The organism is Ovoidimarina sediminis, from assembly GCF_032586175.1.
In the GTDB taxonomy this organism is placed as follows: Bacteria; Pseudomonadota; Alphaproteobacteria; order Rhodobacterales; family Rhodobacteraceae; genus Ovoidimarina; species Ovoidimarina sediminis.
In genome coordinates, this window is record NZ_JAWHTE010000028.1 from 15,975 (window position 1) to 34,010 (window position 18,036).

The 18,036-nt window shown below is 63.9% G+C and carries 18 protein-coding genes; 15 read left to right on the top strand and 3 right to left on the bottom strand.

The features are described 5' to 3' along the window. The first annotated feature begins 9 nt into the window (after positions 1-9). Together RXV90_RS21900 and RXV90_RS21905 are read left to right on the top strand one after the other, a co-directional pair. A complete protein-coding gene (locus RXV90_RS21900) occupies positions 10-477 on the top strand; it encodes a prepilin peptidase (RefSeq protein ID WP_316651830.1) in 468 nt (155 codons plus the stop codon). 398 nt (positions 478-875) lie between these two features. Beyond that, positions 876-1,346, top strand: a complete 471-nt coding sequence (locus tag RXV90_RS21905; RefSeq protein ID WP_316651832.1) for a hypothetical protein — start codon at positions 876-878, stop codon at positions 1,344-1,346. Positions 1,347-1,519: 173 nt separating this feature from the next. Here the strand turns inward: RXV90_RS21905 and RXV90_RS21910 are convergent, their stop codons facing one another. Continuing rightward, positions 1,520-2,467 (bottom strand): fatty acid desaturase family protein, encoded by a 948-nt coding sequence (locus tag RXV90_RS21910; protein WP_316651834.1) that lies wholly within the window; start codon positions 2,465-2,467, stop codon positions 1,520-1,522. 209 nt (positions 2,468-2,676) lie between these two features. Here RXV90_RS21910 and RXV90_RS21915 point away from each other — a divergent pair, with 209 nt between their 5' ends. The 13 genes from RXV90_RS21915 to RXV90_RS21975 all read left to right on the top strand — a co-directional run bounded on the left by RXV90_RS21915 (position 2,677) and on the right by RXV90_RS21975 (position 16,068). Continuing rightward, entirely contained in the window at positions 2,677-3,597 is a 921-nt protein-coding gene (locus RXV90_RS21915) for a LysR family transcriptional regulator ArgP (protein ID WP_316651836.1), read from the top strand. Between the two features lie 166 nt (positions 3,598-3,763). Further along, the gene (hisD, locus tag RXV90_RS21920; protein ID WP_316651838.1) at positions 3,764-5,071 is read left to right on the top strand and encodes a histidinol dehydrogenase; all 1,308 of its coding nucleotides are present in this window, start codon (positions 3,764-3,766) and stop codon (positions 5,069-5,071) included. Further along, the gene (locus RXV90_RS21925; protein WP_316651840.1) at positions 5,064-5,834 is read left to right on the top strand and encodes an SDR family NAD(P)-dependent oxidoreductase; all 771 of its coding nucleotides are present in this window, start codon (positions 5,064-5,066) and stop codon (positions 5,832-5,834) included. The genes hisD and RXV90_RS21925 overlap by 8 nt, the downstream gene beginning before the upstream one ends. Continuing rightward, complete coding sequence (locus tag RXV90_RS21930) at positions 5,831-6,799, top strand: alcohol dehydrogenase catalytic domain-containing protein (protein ID WP_316651843.1); 969 nt, start codon at positions 5,831-5,833, stop codon at positions 6,797-6,799. The genes RXV90_RS21925 and RXV90_RS21930 overlap by 4 nt, the downstream gene beginning before the upstream one ends. Before the next feature lie 17 nt (positions 6,800-6,816). Further along, a complete protein-coding gene (locus RXV90_RS21935; protein WP_316651845.1) occupies positions 6,817-7,107 on the top strand; it encodes a UxaA family hydrolase in 291 nt (96 codons plus the stop codon). An 11-nt stretch (positions 7,108-7,118) separates the two neighbouring features. After that, positions 7,119-8,300 carry a UxaA family hydrolase gene (locus RXV90_RS21940; protein WP_316651847.1) on the top strand — a complete coding sequence of 394 codons (1,182 nt, stop codon included), beginning with the start codon at positions 7,119-7,121 and terminating at the stop codon, positions 8,298-8,300. A gap of 184 nt (positions 8,301-8,484) precedes the next feature. Next, positions 8,485-9,558, top strand: coding sequence for a LacI family DNA-binding transcriptional regulator (locus tag RXV90_RS21945; protein ID WP_316651848.1), 1,074 nt, complete (start codon positions 8,485-8,487; stop codon positions 9,556-9,558). Positions 9,559-9,586: 28 nt separating this feature from the next. Then, entirely contained in the window at positions 9,587-10,945 is a 1,359-nt protein-coding gene (locus RXV90_RS21950) for an ABC transporter substrate-binding protein (protein ID WP_316651851.1), read from the top strand. A 57-nt stretch (positions 10,946-11,002) separates the two neighbouring features. After that, positions 11,003-12,235 (top strand): carbohydrate ABC transporter permease, encoded by a 1,233-nt coding sequence (locus tag RXV90_RS21955; RefSeq protein WP_316651854.1) that lies wholly within the window; start codon positions 11,003-11,005, stop codon positions 12,233-12,235. Continuing rightward, positions 12,232-13,461 (top strand): carbohydrate ABC transporter permease, encoded by a 1,230-nt coding sequence (locus RXV90_RS21960; protein WP_316651856.1) that lies wholly within the window; start codon positions 12,232-12,234, stop codon positions 13,459-13,461. The genes RXV90_RS21955 and RXV90_RS21960 overlap by 4 nt, the downstream gene beginning before the upstream one ends. Further along, entirely contained in the window at positions 13,458-14,726 is a 1,269-nt protein-coding gene (locus RXV90_RS21965) for an MGH1-like glycoside hydrolase domain-containing protein (RefSeq protein ID WP_316651858.1), read from the top strand. Before RXV90_RS21960 ends, RXV90_RS21965 begins: the two co-directional genes overlap by 4 nt. After that, complete coding sequence (locus tag RXV90_RS21970; protein ID WP_316651860.1) at positions 14,726-15,772, top strand: ABC transporter ATP-binding protein; 1,047 nt, start codon at positions 14,726-14,728, stop codon at positions 15,770-15,772. Before RXV90_RS21965 ends, RXV90_RS21970 begins: the two co-directional genes overlap by 1 nt. A gap of 128 nt (positions 15,773-15,900) precedes the next feature. After that, a complete protein-coding gene (locus tag RXV90_RS21975) occupies positions 15,901-16,068 on the top strand; it encodes a YdcH family protein (protein WP_316651862.1) in 168 nt (55 codons plus the stop codon). Here the strand turns inward: RXV90_RS21975 and gcvA are convergent. Both gcvA and phbB read right to left on the bottom strand, forming a co-directional pair. Then, positions 16,065-17,012, bottom strand: coding sequence for a transcriptional regulator GcvA (gene gcvA, locus RXV90_RS21980; protein ID WP_316651865.1), 948 nt, complete (start codon positions 17,010-17,012; stop codon positions 16,065-16,067). The two genes, RXV90_RS21975 and gcvA, sit on opposite strands and share 4 nt — an antisense overlap. A 295-nt stretch (positions 17,013-17,307) precedes the next feature. Further along, positions 17,308-18,033: an acetoacetyl-CoA reductase gene (phbB, locus tag RXV90_RS21985; RefSeq protein WP_316651867.1), complete on the bottom strand. Its 726-nt coding sequence runs from the start codon at positions 18,031-18,033 to the stop codon at positions 17,308-17,310. Positions 18,034-18,036: the final 3 nt, after the last annotated feature.

The following is an 18,036-nucleotide window of genomic DNA, read 5'->3' on the forward strand; positions in this document are numbered from 1 at the left end:
CCCGACTTCATGGAACTGATCCCACTGCTTTTGCTGGCCCCCCTTCTCGTGTTCGTGGCCTTCTTCGACATGCGCCTCATGCGCATTCCCAACTGGATAAGCCTGGCCGGCCTCGCGATCTTCGTACTGACGATGCCGCTGCTTCCCGGTTCCGAAATCGTCGCCCGCCTGATGATGGCCGCAATCGTCTTCGTCCTCGGCATCGGCGCCTTCATGATGCGCTGGTTCGGCGGCGGGGATATCAAGATCCTGTCGGTCCTTTTCCTGTTCATCCCCAGTGGAACGCTGTCCCTCTACGGGCTCGGGTTCTCAGCCTCCATGCTTGCGGGGATCGCCCTGATCCTGACACTGCGGACGATCCCCTGGCCCGCAAACACCGAATGGGTCTCGCTGCGCGAGACGGGCACATTCCCGATGGGCATCTCCATCGCGCTCTCGGGCATCATCCACCCATATGTCGTTCAGGCCTTCGGCTGATTTGCCGCCGGTCGGCAGACCGGCACGCTGTCAAGCTCCACAAACGGCTCAGGGGCGCCACCACGGCGCCCCTTCTCTTTCCCGCCACGGGCACGCGACGCGCCTGCAGCCTTCTTCGGCAAGCTCCCAGGCCGTGCCGATACGCGAATCACCCCGCCGGGAAATCCCCAGGGAAACCCACGCGAATTCAGATCCGCTAATGCGCAATTAGGGCCTATTTCGCAGATGCCCAATTGCTGCCACATTCTCCAAAACGGCATTCGATAGTCCGGCCTCCTGCCCCCGCATTGGCGCCTGCCCGGGAACAATAAAGCGCTCAGCCGTTAACCTTGCATTCGCTAAACTGATGAAAGCAAAAAAACGGTTCCTCGGAACACACGAACGAATAGGACACGGACATGATGCAGATCGCTCATACCAAACTGACGGTTCAGGAAGGGCCGCATCAGATCCGTGCTTGCGCAGGGTTCCCGGCTGGAGCAACGCTTGACGGACCCGCATCGCAGCCGCTGAAAACGCGGGCTGCGGAAACCGGCGAATTACGGGACCTCGCCAATCTGAGCTGGCCGGAACGGCCGCTCAATCTGATGGCCGCGGATGTCATGGACCTCGAGGGACAGGGGACCATGAAAACACTCGCGGCAATGATGGAACTGACGCATTACCTTGGTCGCGATGCGTTCGACATTCTCCATCTGGAAGACATGGTCGCGGGAAAAACAGAGGCCTCTCTCAGCGAACATATCTACCTCTTGCAGTCTCTCGTTCTTCGGACGGCAAGAACCTCGGGCATCACAGCGGCCAAAGTGACCGTGGACAGGGCAGGCGCGCATCACCACATGCGCGTCCGCCTCCACACCAGAAACTGACATCGCCATCAGCCATTCCACTCAACCAAACCAAGCCAGATTGACAGAAGATTTTTTTGACCGGGGCCTTCGCGCATCCGGATAGTAAACGGGGTCGCCATTGGCGACCCCTTACTCTTTACTCCATTGGCATCGATCCGGTGGTTGAGCCGGGGCAGGCCACCCCCATTGGCCTATTTGCCCGCATCAACGGTCTGGAGCGGCGCCAAGGAACCGGAAAGCATGTTTGCGAACCCCAGATGCGCAGGCCGCGCCGCCATCGGCTTGGCCGCGTAATCGGGATCGGCACACAGGGCCTCGTGCGCCTTGTCGAGGTGGCGCGCCGGCACCTGCGGGAACAGGTGGTGCACCAGGTGAAAGCAGTCATTCCGCGGAAAGAACAGAAGCCGGATAGGCGCGGGCGCCAGCACATTGCGCGACGCCGTCAGCTCGTCATCAGAACCCACGAGCCCCGCATGATCGAGGCAGTCGGTCCAGAAGTTCAGCGTCGGGAAAACATAGAACAGCGGGATCAGCACGAAGAAGATCGACACCAGCGGATAGAAGACTGAGAAAACCGCAATCGCGACAAGAAACGCGATCTTCACACCGAACCAGAACCGCCCGTCGTCGCGCGAAAAGTTGATGCCTGAGTAGGCCGGCAGATGACGGCCGAACAGGGGCGTCACGAAATGCCGCAGAATGGTTTTCAGGGTCAGCGGGTCGTGCAGACGGAATTTCTCGATCACCGCAAGCTCGGCGTCATGGGCGTAATCGCCGAGATGCGCGTGATGCGACAGGTGATCGTCCTTGTACTGCCTGAAACACCCGGTCAGCAGCGCCGAACAGAACTTTCCGATCCGGACGTTGTCCTCCCGATGTCCCGAGAAGGTCGAGTGACAGCACTCGTGCACGATATTGTTCAGCCCGCGCAGCCGCGTCCCGATGAAAAGCGCAGTAAGCACCATCAGCGCGACTGTTCCGACCGTCACCGGCAGCGATAGCAGATAGGCTCCCACCGCCATGCCCGCGATCGCCTGTAGGACGTATAGCGCGACCATGGCCCAGGCGGCCCAGCGAGAGTAGCGCTCCATACCGACGAAGCACCGCATGAACCGCTCACGAACACTTTTACCAGACATCAGCCCCCCCGAGTTGTCAGACCACGAAATTGAAACAGTCAAACCCAGAAGAGAATATTGTTTCCGAGCAACACCTGTGGGTTGCGGAAATACCAATCAGGCTGGCTAATGCAGATTTACAAACTTCTGTACATCTGTGGATAAAGTTACGTACAATTTGAAACGACGGCCAAAAAGAATAAGCCGATCTAATTTTAGGCGCGCTCCATATGTTGCAATTTGACTACGATGCACTCGTCGCTCTCGCTGCAGTTGTCAGAGAAGGCAGGTTCGACGCTGCCGCAAGATCACTCAACGTCACCCAATCGGCGGTCAGCCAGCGAATCAAACAGCTTGAGGAAAAGGTCGGCTCTGTCCTGATCGTCCGGGGCCGCCCCTGCGTCCCGACAGAGGCGGGATTGCAGCTTTGCCGTCACATCGAACAGGTGACGCTTCTGCAACACGAACTCAGCGACCGGATGAGCGCGCTTGCGGGATCCTCGGGGGCCTCCGCCGCGACGATCCGGATCTCCGTCAACAACGACAGCCTCGCCACCTGGTTTCCCGGCGTGATCCGCCGCGCGGTCGATGAACTCAGTGTGCGTTTCGACATCATCCCCGACGATCAGGAACATACGGAGCAAAGCCTCAAGTCGGGCGATGCGCTCGCCGTGGTCACAGCCAGCGAGAAACCGGTACAGGGCTGCCGGCGCGTCTCTCTCGGATCGATGGATTATCTTGCCGTCGCCTCGCCCGAATACCACAGCGAACACTTTTCCGGCGGCGTCGATCTGGATGCCATCCGCGAGTCGGTCGTCCTCGCCTTCGACCGGAAGGATACAATCCAGGAGCAGTGGATGATGTTGTGCTTCGGCGAGGCGGCGCAGGTCTCCACCCATATGATCCCCTCCTACGAGGGCTATCTTGCCTGCTGCCTCAGGGGCGTAGCCTGGGGCCTCTTGCCCAGCATTGACGCAGCACCTCGGATCGAGACGGGTGATCTGATCGAGCTCATTCCAGGCAAAGCGGTCCGCGTCGCCCTGCATTGGCAGGCCAGCACCCAGGCGAGCGAAATCCTTCGCCGTCTCGGCGATCTGGTTTTGGAGGAGGCGATGATCCACCTTGCGCCCGACACCTTCCGGCCCGACTGACCGCGCGCTGGCCCATTCCGCTCCCTGACGCAGGATTTTCCCGGCGCTACCGCTAACAGTGATTGCGTGCGCCGATGTAAGCGCTTACATAGATGCCGACTCGCCCCGTTTCGGACGGCTGGCGACGCGCCATGTACCATTCCGCTACTCAGATCAGGATGCCCACATGCCCCGAGAGTACCTAAAGAAGGCAACACTCACGTCGAAGAGCGATGCATCAGAGACAAAGCGTATCGTCCGCGGGATCCTGGACGATATCGAAGCGGGCGGGGATGCGGCGGCCCTCGAATACGCCGCGAAGTTCGACAAGTACGAAGGTGAGATCCTCTTGTCCGACGCAGCGATCGCGGCAGCAGCTGATCTCGTGCCGGAAAAGCTCAAGCGCGACATCCAGTTCAGCCACGCGAACGTCAAGAAATTCGCCGAGGCGCAACTCTCCACCGTCGCGGATTTCGAAACCGAGGTGGTGCCGGGCCTCATCGCAGGCCAGAAGGCAATCCCGGTAAACGCGGCTGGCTGCTATGTCCCGGGCGGCCGCTACAGCCACATCGCAAGCGCCATCATGACGGTCACGACGGCCAAGGTCGCGGGCTGCAAGCATATCGTCGCCTGCTCCCCGCCGCGCCCCGACGTGGGCATTGCTCCGGCCATCATCTACGCCGCCCATGTCTGCGGCGCCGACAAGATCCTTGCCATGGGCGGCGTCCAGGGCGTCGCGGCCATGACCTTCGGGCTTTTCGGCCTGCCCAAGGCCAACATCCTCGTCGGCCCCGGCAACCAGTTCGTGGCCGAAGCCAAGCGCATGCTCTTCGGCCGCGTTGGCATCGACATGATTGCCGGCCCTACCGACAGCCTCATCCTCGCCGACAAGACGGCTGACGCGATGGTCGTCGCCACCGATCTCGTCGGCCAGGCGGAACATGGGTACAACTCGCCGGTCTGGCTCGTCACCGATCACCGGCCTCTTGCCGAAGAGGTGATGGAAATCGTACCGCGCCTGATCGACGATCTGCCCGAGGTGAACCGCGACAACGCCACCGCCGCGTGGCGCGATTATGCCGAGGTGATCCTCTGCGGCGACCGCGAGGAGATGGCGGCCTGCTCGGACGACTACGCGCCCGAACACCTGACGGTCCAGGCCAAAGACCTCGACTGGTGGCTCGACCGGCTTTCCTGCTACGGCTCCCTCTTCCTGGGCGAGGAAACCACCGTCGCCTTCGGCGACAAGGCCTCTGGCACGAACCACGTGCTGCCCACTTCAGGCGCGGCCAGCTATACGGGCGGCCTCTCGGTCCACAAGTACATGAAGATCGTCACCTGGCAGCGGGCAACGCGCGAAGGCGCGAAACCCGTGGCAGAGGCGACAGCCCGGATCGCGCGCCTCGAAGGCATGGAAGGCCACGCCCGGACCGCCGACATCCGTCTGAAGAAGTACTTCCCGGACGAGACATTCGATCTCTCCGCCGATGGCTGACGACGCCGCCTCTGCCAGCCTCTTCGGCGTCGCGGGCCGCGTCGCCTGCGTCACGGGCGCAAGCTCAGGGCTCGGACGGCGCGCGGCAACGGTGCTGGCGGAAGCCGGGGCGCGCGTGGTGGGCGTCGCCCGCCGCGCCGATGCGCTCGACGCGTGGCAGGCGGAAGCCGGGGGCCAGACAGCCGCCGTCACCGGCGACGTGGCCGATCGCGACGGGCTCGCCGCCCTCGCCGACCGGATCGCCGCTCCCTACGGCGCCCCCGATATCGTAATCCATGCCGCCGGGCTCAACACTCGCGAACCGGCCGATGACGTAACCCCGGAAGGCTGGGACAAGACGCTTGCGGTCAACCTCACCGCCCCCTTCTTTCTCAGCCAGTGCTTCGTTCCCGCCATGCGCGAGAAGGGCTGGGGCCGGATCGTCAACTTTGCCTCCCTCCAATCCTTCCGCGCCTTCCCGGGCGGCATCGCCTACGGCGCCAGCAAAGGCGGCGTCGCCCAGATGACCCGCGCCATGGCCGAGGCCTGGTCGGGTGCGGGGATCACGGCGAACGCGCTCGGCCCCGGCTTTTTCCGCACCGAACTCACGGCCCGCGTCTTCGAAAACGAGGCGCTTGCCGGCAAGCTTGCCGATCAGACCTGCATGGGCCGCAACGGCGCGCCCGAGGATATCGACGGCCCGCTTCTTTTCCTCTGCAGCCGGGCGTCCGACTACGTGACCGGCCAGATCCTCATGGTCGACGGGGGGTTCACCGCGAAATGAAGGCACTTGTCTACAAAGGCCCCGAAACCCTCGCGTACGAGGATGCGGCAGATCCCGCGCCCATGGATGGCGCGCCGGTCATTTCGGTTGAAAGCGTCGGCATCTGCGGCTCCGACATGCACGCCTATCTCGGCCATGACGAACGGCGGCCGGCGCCGCTGATCCTCGGTCACGAAGTGGCCGGGCTGCGCGGTGATTCCGGCGCGCGTGTCACCATCAACCCGCTCGTCACCTGCGGTACATGCCGCTACTGCCGCGAAGGCCGCGACAACCTTTGCACCACGCGCCAGATCATCTCCATGCCGCCCCGCGAGGGCGGGTTTGCCGAAATGGTCTCACTTCCGGAACGCAATCTCGTGCCCGTCCCGGATCACGTCACCCCCGATCAGGCGGCCCTGGCCGAACCGATTGCCTGCGGCTGGCACGCGGTGCGGATGGCGCGCGCCGCCGGCGCGGCGGGCCCCGCGCTCGTGATAGGCGGCGGCGCAATCGGTGTCGGCGCAGCCTTGAGCCTCAAGGCGCAGGGCATTGCAGACGTCACGCTTGTCGAGCCCAACGCGGTGCGCAGCGCCTATCTGAAGGACCGCGCGGAATTCGAAGTCACGACCCCAGACGCCGTGCCCGCGGATGGCCGCTTCAACATCGTGATCGACGGCGTCGGGATCGAACCCACCCGCGCCCAGGCATCGGCCCTCGTGGCCCCGGGCGGCGTCATCGTCCACATCGGGCTCGGCAGCTCTGCCGGCGGGCTTGATATCCGCCGCATGACGCTGCAGGAAATCTCCTTCATCGGAACCTACACCTATACGGCGCAGGATTTCCGTGACACCGCGGCCGCGATGTTCGACGGACGGCTCGGCATACTCGACTGGGTCGAGACGCGGCCGCTTTCCGACGGCGCGCGCGCCTTCGCCGATATCCGCTCGGGCGCCGTGGCGGCCCCGAAGATCATACTCAAGCCTTGACTGACAGGAGACCTCAGATGGCTGAAATCCCGCACCTTCTCGTCCATGAACATGCCGACAACGTCGGTGTGGTCGTGGTGGAGGGTCTCACGGCCGGCACCGACATGCTGTGCTGTGTGACCCACGACAACTCGACCTTCCGCCTGACCGCGGGCGCCGACGTGCCGATCGGGCACAAGATCGCGCTGAAGGATCTGAAGGAAGGCGACACGGCCATGAAATACGGCGAGGACATCGGCAAGATCATCGCCGACATCCCGCAGGGCGGCCACGTCCATACCCACAACTGCAAAACCAAGCGCTGGTAAGGATCGACGCGATGAGCTCGAAATACGGAAACATCACCTTCAAGGGATACCGGCGCGAAAACGGCCGCGTCGGCGTCCGCAACCACGTCGTCATCCTGCCGGTCGACGATATTTCCAACGCTGCCGTCGAGGCCGTTGCAAACAACGTCAAAGGCACGCTCGCCATCCCGCACGCCTACGGGCGGCTTCAGTTCGGTGAAGATCTCGAACTGCACTTCCGCACCATGATCGGCACCGGCGCCAACCCGAACGTCGCCGCCGTGGTCGTGATCGGCATCGAACCGGGCTGGACGAAGCGCATCGCCGACGGCATCCGCGAAACCGGCAAGCCGGTGGCGGAATTCTCGATCGAACAGAACGGCGATTTCGAAACGATCCGCGCCGCTAGCTGGAAGGCGAAGGAATTCGTGCACTGGGCCACCGAACTCGAGCGCGAGGAATGCTCGGTCTCCGAGCTCTGGGTCTCGACGAAATGCGGCGAAAGCGACACGACGACGGGCCTGGGCTCTTGCCCCACGGTCGGCAACATGTACGACAAGCTGCTGCCCGAAGGGATCACCGGCTTCTTCGGCGAAACGTCCGAGATCACGGGTGCCGAGCACATCTGCCAGAAACGCGCGATCAACGAAGAGGTCGGCGAGCGCTGGTACAAGATGTGGAAGGCCTACCAGGACGACGTCATCTTCGCCCACCAGACCGATGACCTCTCCGACAGCCAGCCCACCAAGGGCAACATCGAAGGCGGCCTCACCACGATCGAGGAAAAGGCACTGGGCAACCTCGAGAAGATCGGCCGCACGTCGCAGTACATTGACATCCTTGGCCCGGCGGAAGCACCGGCCTCGGGCAACGGCCTCTACTTCATGGATTCGTCCTCGGCGGCCGCGGAATGCGTGACGCTAATGGCGGCGGGCGGCGCGGTGATTCACACCTTCCCGACGGGCCAGGGCAACGTGGTCGGCAACCCGATCGTTCCGGTGATCAAGATCACCGCGAACCCGCGGACCGTCCGTACCATGAGCGAACATGTCGATGTCGACGTCTCCGGCATCCTTCGCCGCGAAATGACGATCGACGAAGCAGGCGACGCGCTGATCGAAATGATCCGCCGCACCGCCAATGGCCGCCACACGGCAGCCGAAGCATTGGGTCACCGGGAATTCTCGATGACCAAACTCTACAGAAGCGCCTGATTTCAGGCCACCTGCGCGCCGGGCCCGTCCCGGCGCGCCTTTTTTCCCCTCCTGTCCTCCGAAGATGCTGCCGCCGTCAGGCGCTGACGCATGCCTGTTGCCGAAACCGGTTTCGTAACTGACACTGCGATTCGGGAGGACTCAACAATTGGCAAGCCAGATCCGCACTGACGGGGCGCGCCCATTGCGCGCGCGTGTCACGATTTCGCAGGTCGCCGATGCCCTCGGGCTGACGAAAGGCACGGTCAGCCGGGCGCTGAACGGCTATCCCGATATCTCTCCTTCCACACGCGTCCGGGTGCAGGCGCAGGCCCAGCGCATGGGCTATCGCCCCCTCGCCCAGGCCCAGGCGATCCGCACCGGCCGCAGCCGCGCCATCGGCCTAGTCCTGCAAACCGACGTGCCGGGCGCGCAGCGCCCGTTCCTGTCGGATTTCCTCGCCGGCATCACCCGCGCTCTCAGCGCAGAGTCCTGGACGCTGACACTCTCCACCTCGCCCGGCGGCGCCGAGATGCTGACAACGCTCGAACGCCTCGTCGATGAACGCAAGGCCGACGGCTTCATCCTGCCCCGCACATTCGCACAGGATGCACGCATGCGCCTTCTCCGCGAGATGGACGTGCCCTTCGTCCTCTATGGTCGCGTCGAAGACCCCGACGGCTGCGCCTGGTTCGATATCCTCGGCGAAGACGCCATGCGCGCCGCGGTCGCGCGTCTGGCGGGCCACGGCCACACGCGCATCGGCTTCGTGAACGGCGGCACGGAATACAACTTCAGCCGGCTTCGCGAGGGCGGCTTTCTCGCCGGGCTCGACAGCCACGGCTTCCCCCAAGACCCCACCCTCATCCGCCGGAACGCGATGACACGGCAAGCGGGGGCCGCGGCGGTCGAAAGCCTCCTGGCCGAACCCGGCCCGCCCACCGCCATCGTCTTCGCCGTCGACGCCGCCGCCCTCGGCGCCTACGACGCGGCCCAGCGCCTCGGCCTCCGGATCGGGCGCGACCTTTCGATCATCTCCTATGACGGGATCCCGGAAGGCGGCTTCGTCGATCCGCCGCTCACCACCTTCCATGTCGATAGCCGCATGGCCGGCGCACGCCTTGCCGAACTCCTGATCCGCCGCATCGGCGGCGCCGCCCCCGAAACTTTGCGCGAAACAGCCGAGGCCGACCTGCGCGTGGGCGGTTCCGACGGCCCGCCCGCACACAGATCCGAAGCACTGGCGCGAATGCTCTCCGCGCCCCCGACCACAGACTGAGCCAATCCAGACTTCAGGGAGGAAGACCATGAAAAATCGCAACGTAAGACTGATACCCCGCCTTCTCGCGACGGCCTCGATGGGACTTGCGCTGACCGCGGCGGCGGCATCCGCCGACATCCGCTTCTGGACGACCGAGGAACAGCCCGAACGCCTTGCCAAGCAGCAGGAAATGGCCACGGCCTTCGAAGCCGATACCGGCATCGCGGTCGAGGTGATCCCGGTCACCGAAAGCGATCTCGGCACCCGCGCCACGGCGGCCTTCGCAGCGGGCGATCTGCCCGATGTCATCTATCACACCCTGCAATACGCCCTGCCCTGGGTCGAGGCCGGCATTCTCGACGCCGAAGCGGCCACCGAGGTGATCGAGGCGCTCGGCACCGACACCTTCGCCCCGGGCGCTCTCGACATGGCGAAGACCGACGGCGGCTGGGCAAGCGTGCCCGTCGACGGCTGGACGCAGATGATCGTCTACCGGAAGGATCTTTTTGACGAAAGCGGCCTCGAAGCGCCCACCACCTACGCCAACGTGCTGGCGGCAATCGAAAAGCTCCACAACCCGCCCGAGATGTTCGGTTTCGTCGCCGCCACCAAGGTTGACGAGAACTTCATGAGCCAGGTGCTCGAACACGTCTTCCTCGCCAACGGCGCAACGCCGGTAGGGCCCGACGGCTTCACCGGCTTCGACGAGGCGAAAACCACCGAAGTGCTCGAATTCTACAAGGCTATCGCCGAAGCTTCGCCCCCGGGCGAACTCTACTGGGATCAGTCGCGCACGCTCTACTTCGCGGGTGACGCGGCGATGATCATCTGGTCGCCCTTCATCCTCGATGAACTCGCGGGCCTCCGCGACAGCGCACCGCCGACGATCAACGACGATCCGACCTCGCGGGATCTCGCAGCAGCCACAGGCATCGTTACCAACTTCGCCGGGCCGTCGAACCCCGATGGCGCGGCCTGGGGCGACGTGCGCTACTTCGGGATCACGGCCGATGCCGACATCGACGAGGCCCAGCAGTTCGTGCAGTTCTCGATGGATCAGGGTTATACCCAGACGCTGTCGATCGCGCCCGAAGGCAAGTTCCCGGTTCGCCGCGGCACCGCCGATAACCCGACGGCCTTCGTCGATGCCTGGTCGAAGCTCGACGTGGGCGTCGATCGCAAGGCCCCGCTTTCCGAGCTCTACGCCGCCTCGATGATCGACGAAATCGTGGGCGGCCTCGATGTCGCCCAGCGCTGGGGCGTGGCCGACGGCCAGCTGGCGCTTGCCTCCAAGATCATCAACAGCCAGGCCATCAACCGGATCGTCCGCGAGTATATCGACGGCGATATCGGCGCCTCCGAAGCCGTGGCCAAGATGAACGCAGAGCTCGGCGCGATCGAGTAACCCCACACCCGGGCGGCAGCCCCGCTGCCGCCCGGCCCACCGATCCCGGAGATCGCCATGACGGATCTGACCCCGCCAACCGGCACGGGGGCACTCCAGCAGCGCGAGGCGCGGCTTGCCTGGGGCCTCCTCCTGCCGACGATTGCCATCGTCTCGGCGGTGGTGATCCTGCCGCTCATCGCGATCTTCTGGATCAGCGTCAAACCCGTGGGGCTCGCCGATCTGAGGCCGCCTGCCCCGGTGGTGCGCGAGGCACTGCGCGGCTCAGGCGACGATCTGCGCATCCAGTACCGGATCCGCAATTCCTCGCAATCCGAGGTGATCTCGAACGTCACGCTCGCCGACACGCTGCCCGACGGGCTGACGGCCGTGACGGTGGACGACCGCTGCACCCTTGCCGGCATGGCACTCTCCTGCGATCTCGGCACGCTCGACGGCGGCGCCCGCGACGAGATCGAGATCTCCGTGACGCTTCAGGGCAACGAGGACGCCATCGAAGAAGCCGCCGAAGCTTCCGTTCCCGCGATGACCGGCGCGGGCAAGAACATCCTCACCAACTTCGAATTCACAGGCGAAAACTTCGCTCGCATCTTCGATGGTGACGAATTCTGGGGCGTCCTTGGCGTCACCATCTTCTACACGGTCTTCGGCACCGTGGGCGCGCTCGTCTTCGGCCTTTTCGCGGCGATGCTGCTCAACAAGGAATTTCGCGGCCAGGGCATCCTCCGCGGCCTCTACCTCTTTCCCTACGTGGCACCGGTAATCGCGGTCGCCTTCGCCTGGATCATCCTCTTCGATCCCTTTTCGGGCTCGGCCAACGCGCTTCTCGTGCAAATGGGCGTCACGACCGAAGCCATCAATTTCTTCGGGGAAAGGCCGCTCGCCCTCATTATGGTCACGGTTTTCGAGATCTGGCGCTACTTCCCGCTCTCGTTCCTCTTCATCCTCGCGCGGATGCAGTCGATCGACAGCGACATGTACGAGGCCGCCGACATGGACGGCGCCTCACCCTTCCAGAAATTCTGGTATCTCTCGCTGCCCCAGCTTCTCGGCATCCTCTCGGTCCTCTTCCTGCTGCGCTTCATCTGGACGTTCAACAAGTTCGACGACATCTTCCTTCTGACAGGCGGCAATGCTGGAACCCGCACCCTCACGGTCAACGTCTATGAACAGGCCTTCGCGGTCTCCAATATCGGGGCAGGCGCGGCGGTGGCGGTCGTGATCTTCCTCTGCCTGATCCTGTTCTCGGTCGTCTTCTTCAAATACGTCAGCCGGGAGGAAGGGCTATGAGCGCCCTGCGCTACGGATACGTCGCCGGGCCGCTCATCGGCGCGCTCTGGGCCTTCACGCTGGCGGTGGTGGCCTGCATTATCGTCAGCCTCTCCACAGGTGAGGGGCTGAGGCCCGTGCTCCTGCCGTCGCTCCTCCTCGGCGGCTGGCTAGGCCTTGCCCTTCTGCCCGTGGGGGCCGAAGACCGGGCGCGCCACCTTCTGCTCAGCGCTATTACCGCCGTGGTCCCTGCCCTCGCATTCTATGCCCTTTCCCCGGCGATCGTCGCCTTCGAGGGGCTTGGCACGACCGCCCTCGCGCTCACCTGGGTCGCCTTCCTCGCGGCCACGGCCGTCTCACTCCGAAAGATCCTCAGCGACCTGCCCTTCGGCCGCGCCACGCGGCACGAATTCGAGGCCGCGGTGATCCGCTTCCTTACAGGCTTCGGCTACATCTTCTTCACCGCCATCGTCGCCATCCCCTTCTACGTCATGGTGATGACCAGCCTGAAGAACCAGGCCGAGCTCATGGCCAACCCGCTCGATTTCTCCATCGACCTCTCGCAGGGCTGGTCCCTCTTCAGAAGCTATGAAGAGCTTTTCACCGACTTCAACTTCGGCAGCTACCTCTGGACATCCTTCTACGTCTCCGTCCTGACGGTGCTCCTGACGCTCGCCTTCTCGATCCCAGGCGCCTATGCGGTGGCGCGCCTGCGCTTCCGGGGACGCGCGGCCTTCTCGCGCTCAATCCTCCTGATCTACATGGTCCCGATGATCGTCCTGGCGCTACCCATTTACATCGCCTTCAGCATGGCCGGCCTCCGCAACACGATCTTCGGCATCCTGCTCATCTACCCCGTCACCACGATCCCGGTCGCGCTCTACATGCTGCAGGGCTACTTCCGCGGCCTGCCCGCCGAGATTGAGGAAGCGGGGCTGATGGACGGCCTCTCGCGCCTCGCTGTGATCTGGAAGATCACTCTGCCCCTCTCGCTGCCCGCGCTGGCCTCTGTCTCGCTCTACGTCTTCATGATCGCCTGGAACGAATTCCTGCTGGCGTTCATGCTGCTCGACGACCCATCGAAATTCACGCTCACGCGTGGCATCGCCTCGCTCAACTCCTCGGAAATCCCCCGCCAGCACCTGATGGCGGGGGCTGTGATCGCAACCGTGCCCATCATGGTGATCTTCCTCGGGCTTGAGCGTTTCATGACCAAAGGACTGACGGCCGGGAGTGTCAAAGGATGAGTGCGCAGGATCATATCCCACTCGACGATCAGGCCCGCGCGATCCTGCGCGGCAATGACAGGGGCGGCTACACCATGCCCACGGCAGGGCTCTACCCCTACCAGTGGAACTGGGACAGCGCCTTCGCCGCTTGGGGCTTCTCGAGCTTCGACATCGAGCGAGCGTGGAGAGAACTCGAGACTCTGTTCTCGGGTCAGTGGGACACCGGCATGGTGCCGCACATCCTGTTTCACCAAGACGATCCCGGCTATTTCCCTGGCCCCAGCGTCTGGGGGACCGAGGGCATGGGGCCGATTCCATCCTCGGGCATCAGCCAGCCGCCCGTCGCGGCGACGCTGTCTCGCTGGATATACGAAGCCGATCCCGAAGCGGGGCGCGAACGGCTTGCCGCGCTCTATCCCAAGATGGTCGACTGGCATCGCTGGTTCGACCGCTGGCGCGTCGTCGACGGGATGGTGGCGGTTACGCACCCATGGGAATCGGGGCGCGACAACTGCCCGGACTGGGATATGGGCATGGCGAATGTCGATGGCTCGAAAGTGGGGGCCTACGAACGCCGGGATCTGGGCCATGTGGATGCCGCGATGCGCCCGGGTAAGGCGGACTACGACCGCTACCTGGCGATCCTACAATTCGGCAAGGCCTGCAACTGGGACGACCAGACGATCTACGATGACGGGCCGTTCCTGATCGCCGATCCGGGAATGCATTTCATCCTTTTGCGCGCCAATGACGATCTGGCGGCAATTGGCCGCGAGTTGGGTCTCGATACCGGTGAAGTCGAGGATATGGCCGCGACCTTGCGCGCCGGGGCAGAGGGGCTGTGGAACCCGTCTCTCGGCGCCTATGACGCCAGGGATCTGCGAACCGCGCGGTTTGCGGACAACCTGAGTTCGGCGGCTTTCCTGGCCTATTACGCACGGGTCGAGCATGAAGGGCTTGAGGAAAGGCTTCTGAAGGCCTGGAATGGCGTGAGGTACGGTATCCCGTCCGCCGATCCAGAGGCCTCTGGTTTCGAGCCCCGGCGGTACTGGCGTGGCCCGTCATGGCCGGTGGTCAATGCGCTGATCGCGCGGGGGCTGACCGAAACCGGCCGGACAGGTCTGGCCGAGCGGCTGCGGTGCGAGACCGAGGAGCTGATCCGGTCGGGTGGGTTCTATGAGTACTTCGATCCGACTGATGGGCATCCGGCGGGAGGCGCGAATTTCACATGGACGGCGGCGGTCTGGCTGGCCTGGGCCTCGCCATCGGCGGGACAAGACTGATGGGCGCGATCACACTCAGACATGTCGAGAAATGGTTCGGCGACCTCCAGATCATCAAGGGCATCGACCTCGATATCGATGACGGCGAATTCGTCGTCTTCGTCGGCCCCTCGGGCTGCGGAAAATCCACGCTTCTGAGGATGATCGGCGGGCTTGAAGACATCTCGCGTGGCGCGCTTCTGATCGATGGTGATGACAAGACGGCCGATCCGCCCTCGAAGCGTGGCCTCACGATGGTGTTCCAGTCCTACGCCCTCTACCCGCACATGACGGTGGGCGAGAACATGGGCTTCTCGCTCAAGACCGCCGGCGCGCCCAGGGCCGAGATCGAGGCCAAGGTAGGCGAGGCCGCCCGCATCCTGAAACTCGAGGACTATCTTGACCGCCGCCCCAAGGCGCTGTCCGGCGGCCAGCGCCAGCGCGTCGCCATCGGGCGCTCCATCGTGCGCGATCCGACAGCGTTTCTTTTCGACGAACCCTTGTCGAACCTCGATGCCGCGCTTCGCGTCGAAATGCGCTACGAGATCGCGAAGCTGCACCAGAACCTCAAGCGCACGATGATCTACGTCACCCACGATCAGGTGGAGGCGATGACCCTCGCCGACCGGATCGTGGTGCTCGAATATGGCACCATCGCGCAGGTCGGCACTCCGCGCGAACTGTACGAACGCCCAGCCAACCTCTTCGTGGCGCAGTTCATCGGCTCGCCCAAGATGAACATCGTCGACTGCGTGACGGCGGATGGCGCCTTCACCCTCCCCGGCGGACGGGGCGGCAGCTATTCCGGCGCCCGGCCTGCCACGAAGATGGGCGTACGCCCCGAACATATCGAGATCGGGGCACCGGGCACCGGCATGATCGACGGCACGGTGGACGTCGCCGAATACCTCGGTGCCGACACCTATCTTATCGTCGACGCGGGCCCGGCGGGGCGGATCACTGTGCGCACCGACGGCGACACCCCCGTCAGGGAATGCGAAACCGTGGGGCTTGGCGCACCCGGCAACCGCCTCTCTTTCTTCGACAGCGACGGAAAGGCCATCTGACACGTGCTAACCACTTGTTAACACCTTGGGTGCCACCCTGCGCATCATTGGGGGCCGATACCGGAAGACGTGACACGACTCACTTTCTGTGCTGGACTGGGCCCATCAACAAAAGAAGGAGGACGCCGATGAGCTTGGGTTCACACCTCGAGGAACTCCGGAAAAAGCACGCAACATTGTCGGAACAGGTTGAAGACGCTCAGAAAAGTTTGGGTGTTCCGGACCTTACGATCACAGAGCTCAAGAAGCAGAAACTCCGATTGAAAGAACAGATCGAACGGCTTGAAAGCGCCTAACCGGCGGCGATTTCGGCGGCCGGAACAAAGACACGCCCCTCGGCGTGACCTTGGATTTCGGCCGTCTCGGCCTCGATCCACTCCAGAAAGGCCGCGATCTGTGGCCGTGTCTCAGCCCCTGCGGGGCAGACGAACCGGTAATGCGCCTCGGTCGTGATACAAGGATCGAAGGGCGCCACAAGCTGACCGTCCGCAAGGGCGGCAGATGCAAGAGAGATACGTCCCAGAACAGCCCCACCGCCGCCCAGCGCCGCGTCAATGGCGTGATCGGCCTGGCTGAAGCGCGGGCCACCGCTTGGCGCCTCCCCCAGCCCCGCCGCCCGGAACCAGGCCGGCCAGTCGATCGGCGGCTTCAGAAAACGCGTGTCGTCCTGGTGCAGCAGCGTCACCTCCCGCAGATCCTGGGGCGAGGAAAGCTTCTCCGCCAGCTCCGGCGCCATCATCGGCGTCAGCCATTCGCGGATGATCGGCCGCGAAAACAGCCCGTCATCGTCGGAATAGCCGAACCGGATCGCCACATCGATTTCATCCCGGTCGAAATCCATGATCCGAAGGCTTGCCGAAAACCTGAGTTCAATCTCGGGATGCGCGACTGCGAACTTGAACATCCGGGGCGCCAGCCACTTCGCGGTAAAGGCCGGGCCCGCCGTCACCGTGATCACGCCGGTTTCTGTCGAGCGGCGCGCCGCGCGCCACGCCGCGGTAAGTGCGGCAAACCCGTCTGACGCCCCGGGCGCCAGCGCGCGCCCTGCTTCGGTCAACTCCACTGCCCGGTTCAGGCGCCGGAACAGTGGCGCACCCAGATGCTCCTCCAGCGACTTGATCTGAAACGACAGGGCCGCAGGCGTCACGTTCAGCTCCTGCGCCGCGCCGGAAAACGACATATGCCGCGCCGCGGCCTCGAAGGCACGCAACGCAGTCAGGGGAGGCAGACGGTCATTCATTCAAAATATTCTTAACTGAAGCCAGAGAAACCCTCGTTTGCGCCCCGCACTTCAATATCTCATATTGGGTTCAGTTAAACAACACTGAAGCCTTGGAGAGCCCCGATGTACGAACCCGCCACCATGCTCCGCACCCGCGATGCCCTCGAAGCCGGCCGCAAGGCCCGTGCCGACGCCTTTTCGGCGCTCCTGACCCGTGTCTTCCATTCCCGTCGCGCCTGATTTTCTCCCCACAGGCGCAACTGAAAAGGGCCGGTCCTGCGACCGGCCCTTCTTTCGTCCTCGCGATACCCCGTCAGGCGAGGTACTGCCCACCATTGGCGGAAATCGTCGATCCGGTGATGAACCCCGCATCGTCGGAAGCCAGGAACGCAACGCAGCGTGCGATCTCCTCTGCCTCGCCCAGGCGGCCCACCGGGATCTGCGGCAGGATCACCTCGTTCATCACCTTTTCCGGGATCGTCGACATCATTTCAGTGTTGATATACCCCGGCGCCACCACATTCACCGTGATCCCGGCCCGCGCACCTTCCTGCGCCAGCGCCTTGGTGAAGCCGATGTCACCAGCCTTCGATGCGGCATAGTTCGCCTGCGCGAACTGCCCCTTCTGGCCGTTGATCGACGAAATCGTCACGATCCGCCCGAACTTCCGCTCGCGCATCCCGCCCCAGACGTTATGGGTCATGTTGAACACGCCCGTCAGGTTCGTGTCGATCACCTGGTGCCACTGCTCGGGCGTCATCTTGTGGAACGGCGCGTCCCGCGTGATCCCAGCGTTGTTCACCAGGATTTCCACCGGCCCGACCTCGGCCTCCACCTGCGCGATGCCCGCCTTGCAGGCCTCGTAATCCCCGACCGACCACTTGTAGGTCTTGATCCCGGTTTCCTCGGTGAACTTCGAAGCCGCCTCGTCATTGCCGCCATAGGTGGCGACGACGGTGCAGCCCGCGTCCTTCAGCGCCTTCGAAATCGCCGCGCCGATGCCGCGCGAGCCTCCGGTAACCAGTGCAACACGTCCCATGAT

What these genes read in the sequence shown, in the direction of transcription:
- RXV90_RS21900 (WP_316651830.1), top strand. Translation starts at nt 10, where the DNA reads ATGGAACTGATCCCACTGCTTTTGCTGGCCCCCCTTCTCGTGTTCGTG.
- RXV90_RS21905 (WP_316651832.1), top strand. Translation starts at nt 876, where the DNA reads ATGATGCAGATCGCTCATACCAAACTGACGGTTCAGGAAGGGCCGCAT.
- RXV90_RS21910 (WP_316651834.1), bottom strand. Translation starts at nt 2,467, where the DNA reads ATGTCTGGTAAAAGTGTTCGTGAGCGGTTCATGCGGTGCTTCGTCGGT.
- RXV90_RS21915 (WP_316651836.1), top strand. Translation starts at nt 2,677, where the DNA reads ATGTTGCAATTTGACTACGATGCACTCGTCGCTCTCGCTGCAGTTGTC.
- hisD (WP_316651838.1), top strand. Translation starts at nt 3,764, where the DNA reads ATGCCCCGAGAGTACCTAAAGAAGGCAACACTCACGTCGAAGAGCGAT.
- RXV90_RS21925 (WP_316651840.1), top strand. Translation starts at nt 5,064, where the DNA reads ATGGCTGACGACGCCGCCTCTGCCAGCCTCTTCGGCGTCGCGGGCCGC.
- RXV90_RS21930 (WP_316651843.1), top strand. Translation starts at nt 5,831, where the DNA reads ATGAAGGCACTTGTCTACAAAGGCCCCGAAACCCTCGCGTACGAGGAT.
- RXV90_RS21935 (WP_316651845.1), top strand. Translation starts at nt 6,817, where the DNA reads ATGGCTGAAATCCCGCACCTTCTCGTCCATGAACATGCCGACAACGTC.
- RXV90_RS21940 (WP_316651847.1), top strand. Translation starts at nt 7,119, where the DNA reads ATGAGCTCGAAATACGGAAACATCACCTTCAAGGGATACCGGCGCGAA.
- RXV90_RS21950 (WP_316651851.1), top strand. Translation starts at nt 9,587, where the DNA reads ATGAAAAATCGCAACGTAAGACTGATACCCCGCCTTCTCGCGACGGCC.
- RXV90_RS21955 (WP_316651854.1), top strand. Translation starts at nt 11,003, where the DNA reads ATGACGGATCTGACCCCGCCAACCGGCACGGGGGCACTCCAGCAGCGC.
- RXV90_RS21960 (WP_316651856.1), top strand. Translation starts at nt 12,232, where the DNA reads ATGAGCGCCCTGCGCTACGGATACGTCGCCGGGCCGCTCATCGGCGCG.
- RXV90_RS21965 (WP_316651858.1), top strand. Translation starts at nt 13,458, where the DNA reads ATGAGTGCGCAGGATCATATCCCACTCGACGATCAGGCCCGCGCGATC.
- RXV90_RS21970 (WP_316651860.1), top strand. Translation starts at nt 14,726, where the DNA reads ATGGGCGCGATCACACTCAGACATGTCGAGAAATGGTTCGGCGACCTC.
- RXV90_RS21975 (WP_316651862.1), top strand. Translation starts at nt 15,901, where the DNA reads ATGAGCTTGGGTTCACACCTCGAGGAACTCCGGAAAAAGCACGCAACA.
- gcvA (WP_316651865.1), bottom strand. Translation starts at nt 17,012, where the DNA reads ATGAATGACCGTCTGCCTCCCCTGACTGCGTTGCGTGCCTTCGAGGCC.
- phbB (WP_316651867.1), bottom strand. Translation starts at nt 18,033, where the DNA reads ATGGGACGTGTTGCACTGGTTACCGGAGGCTCGCGCGGCATCGGCGCG.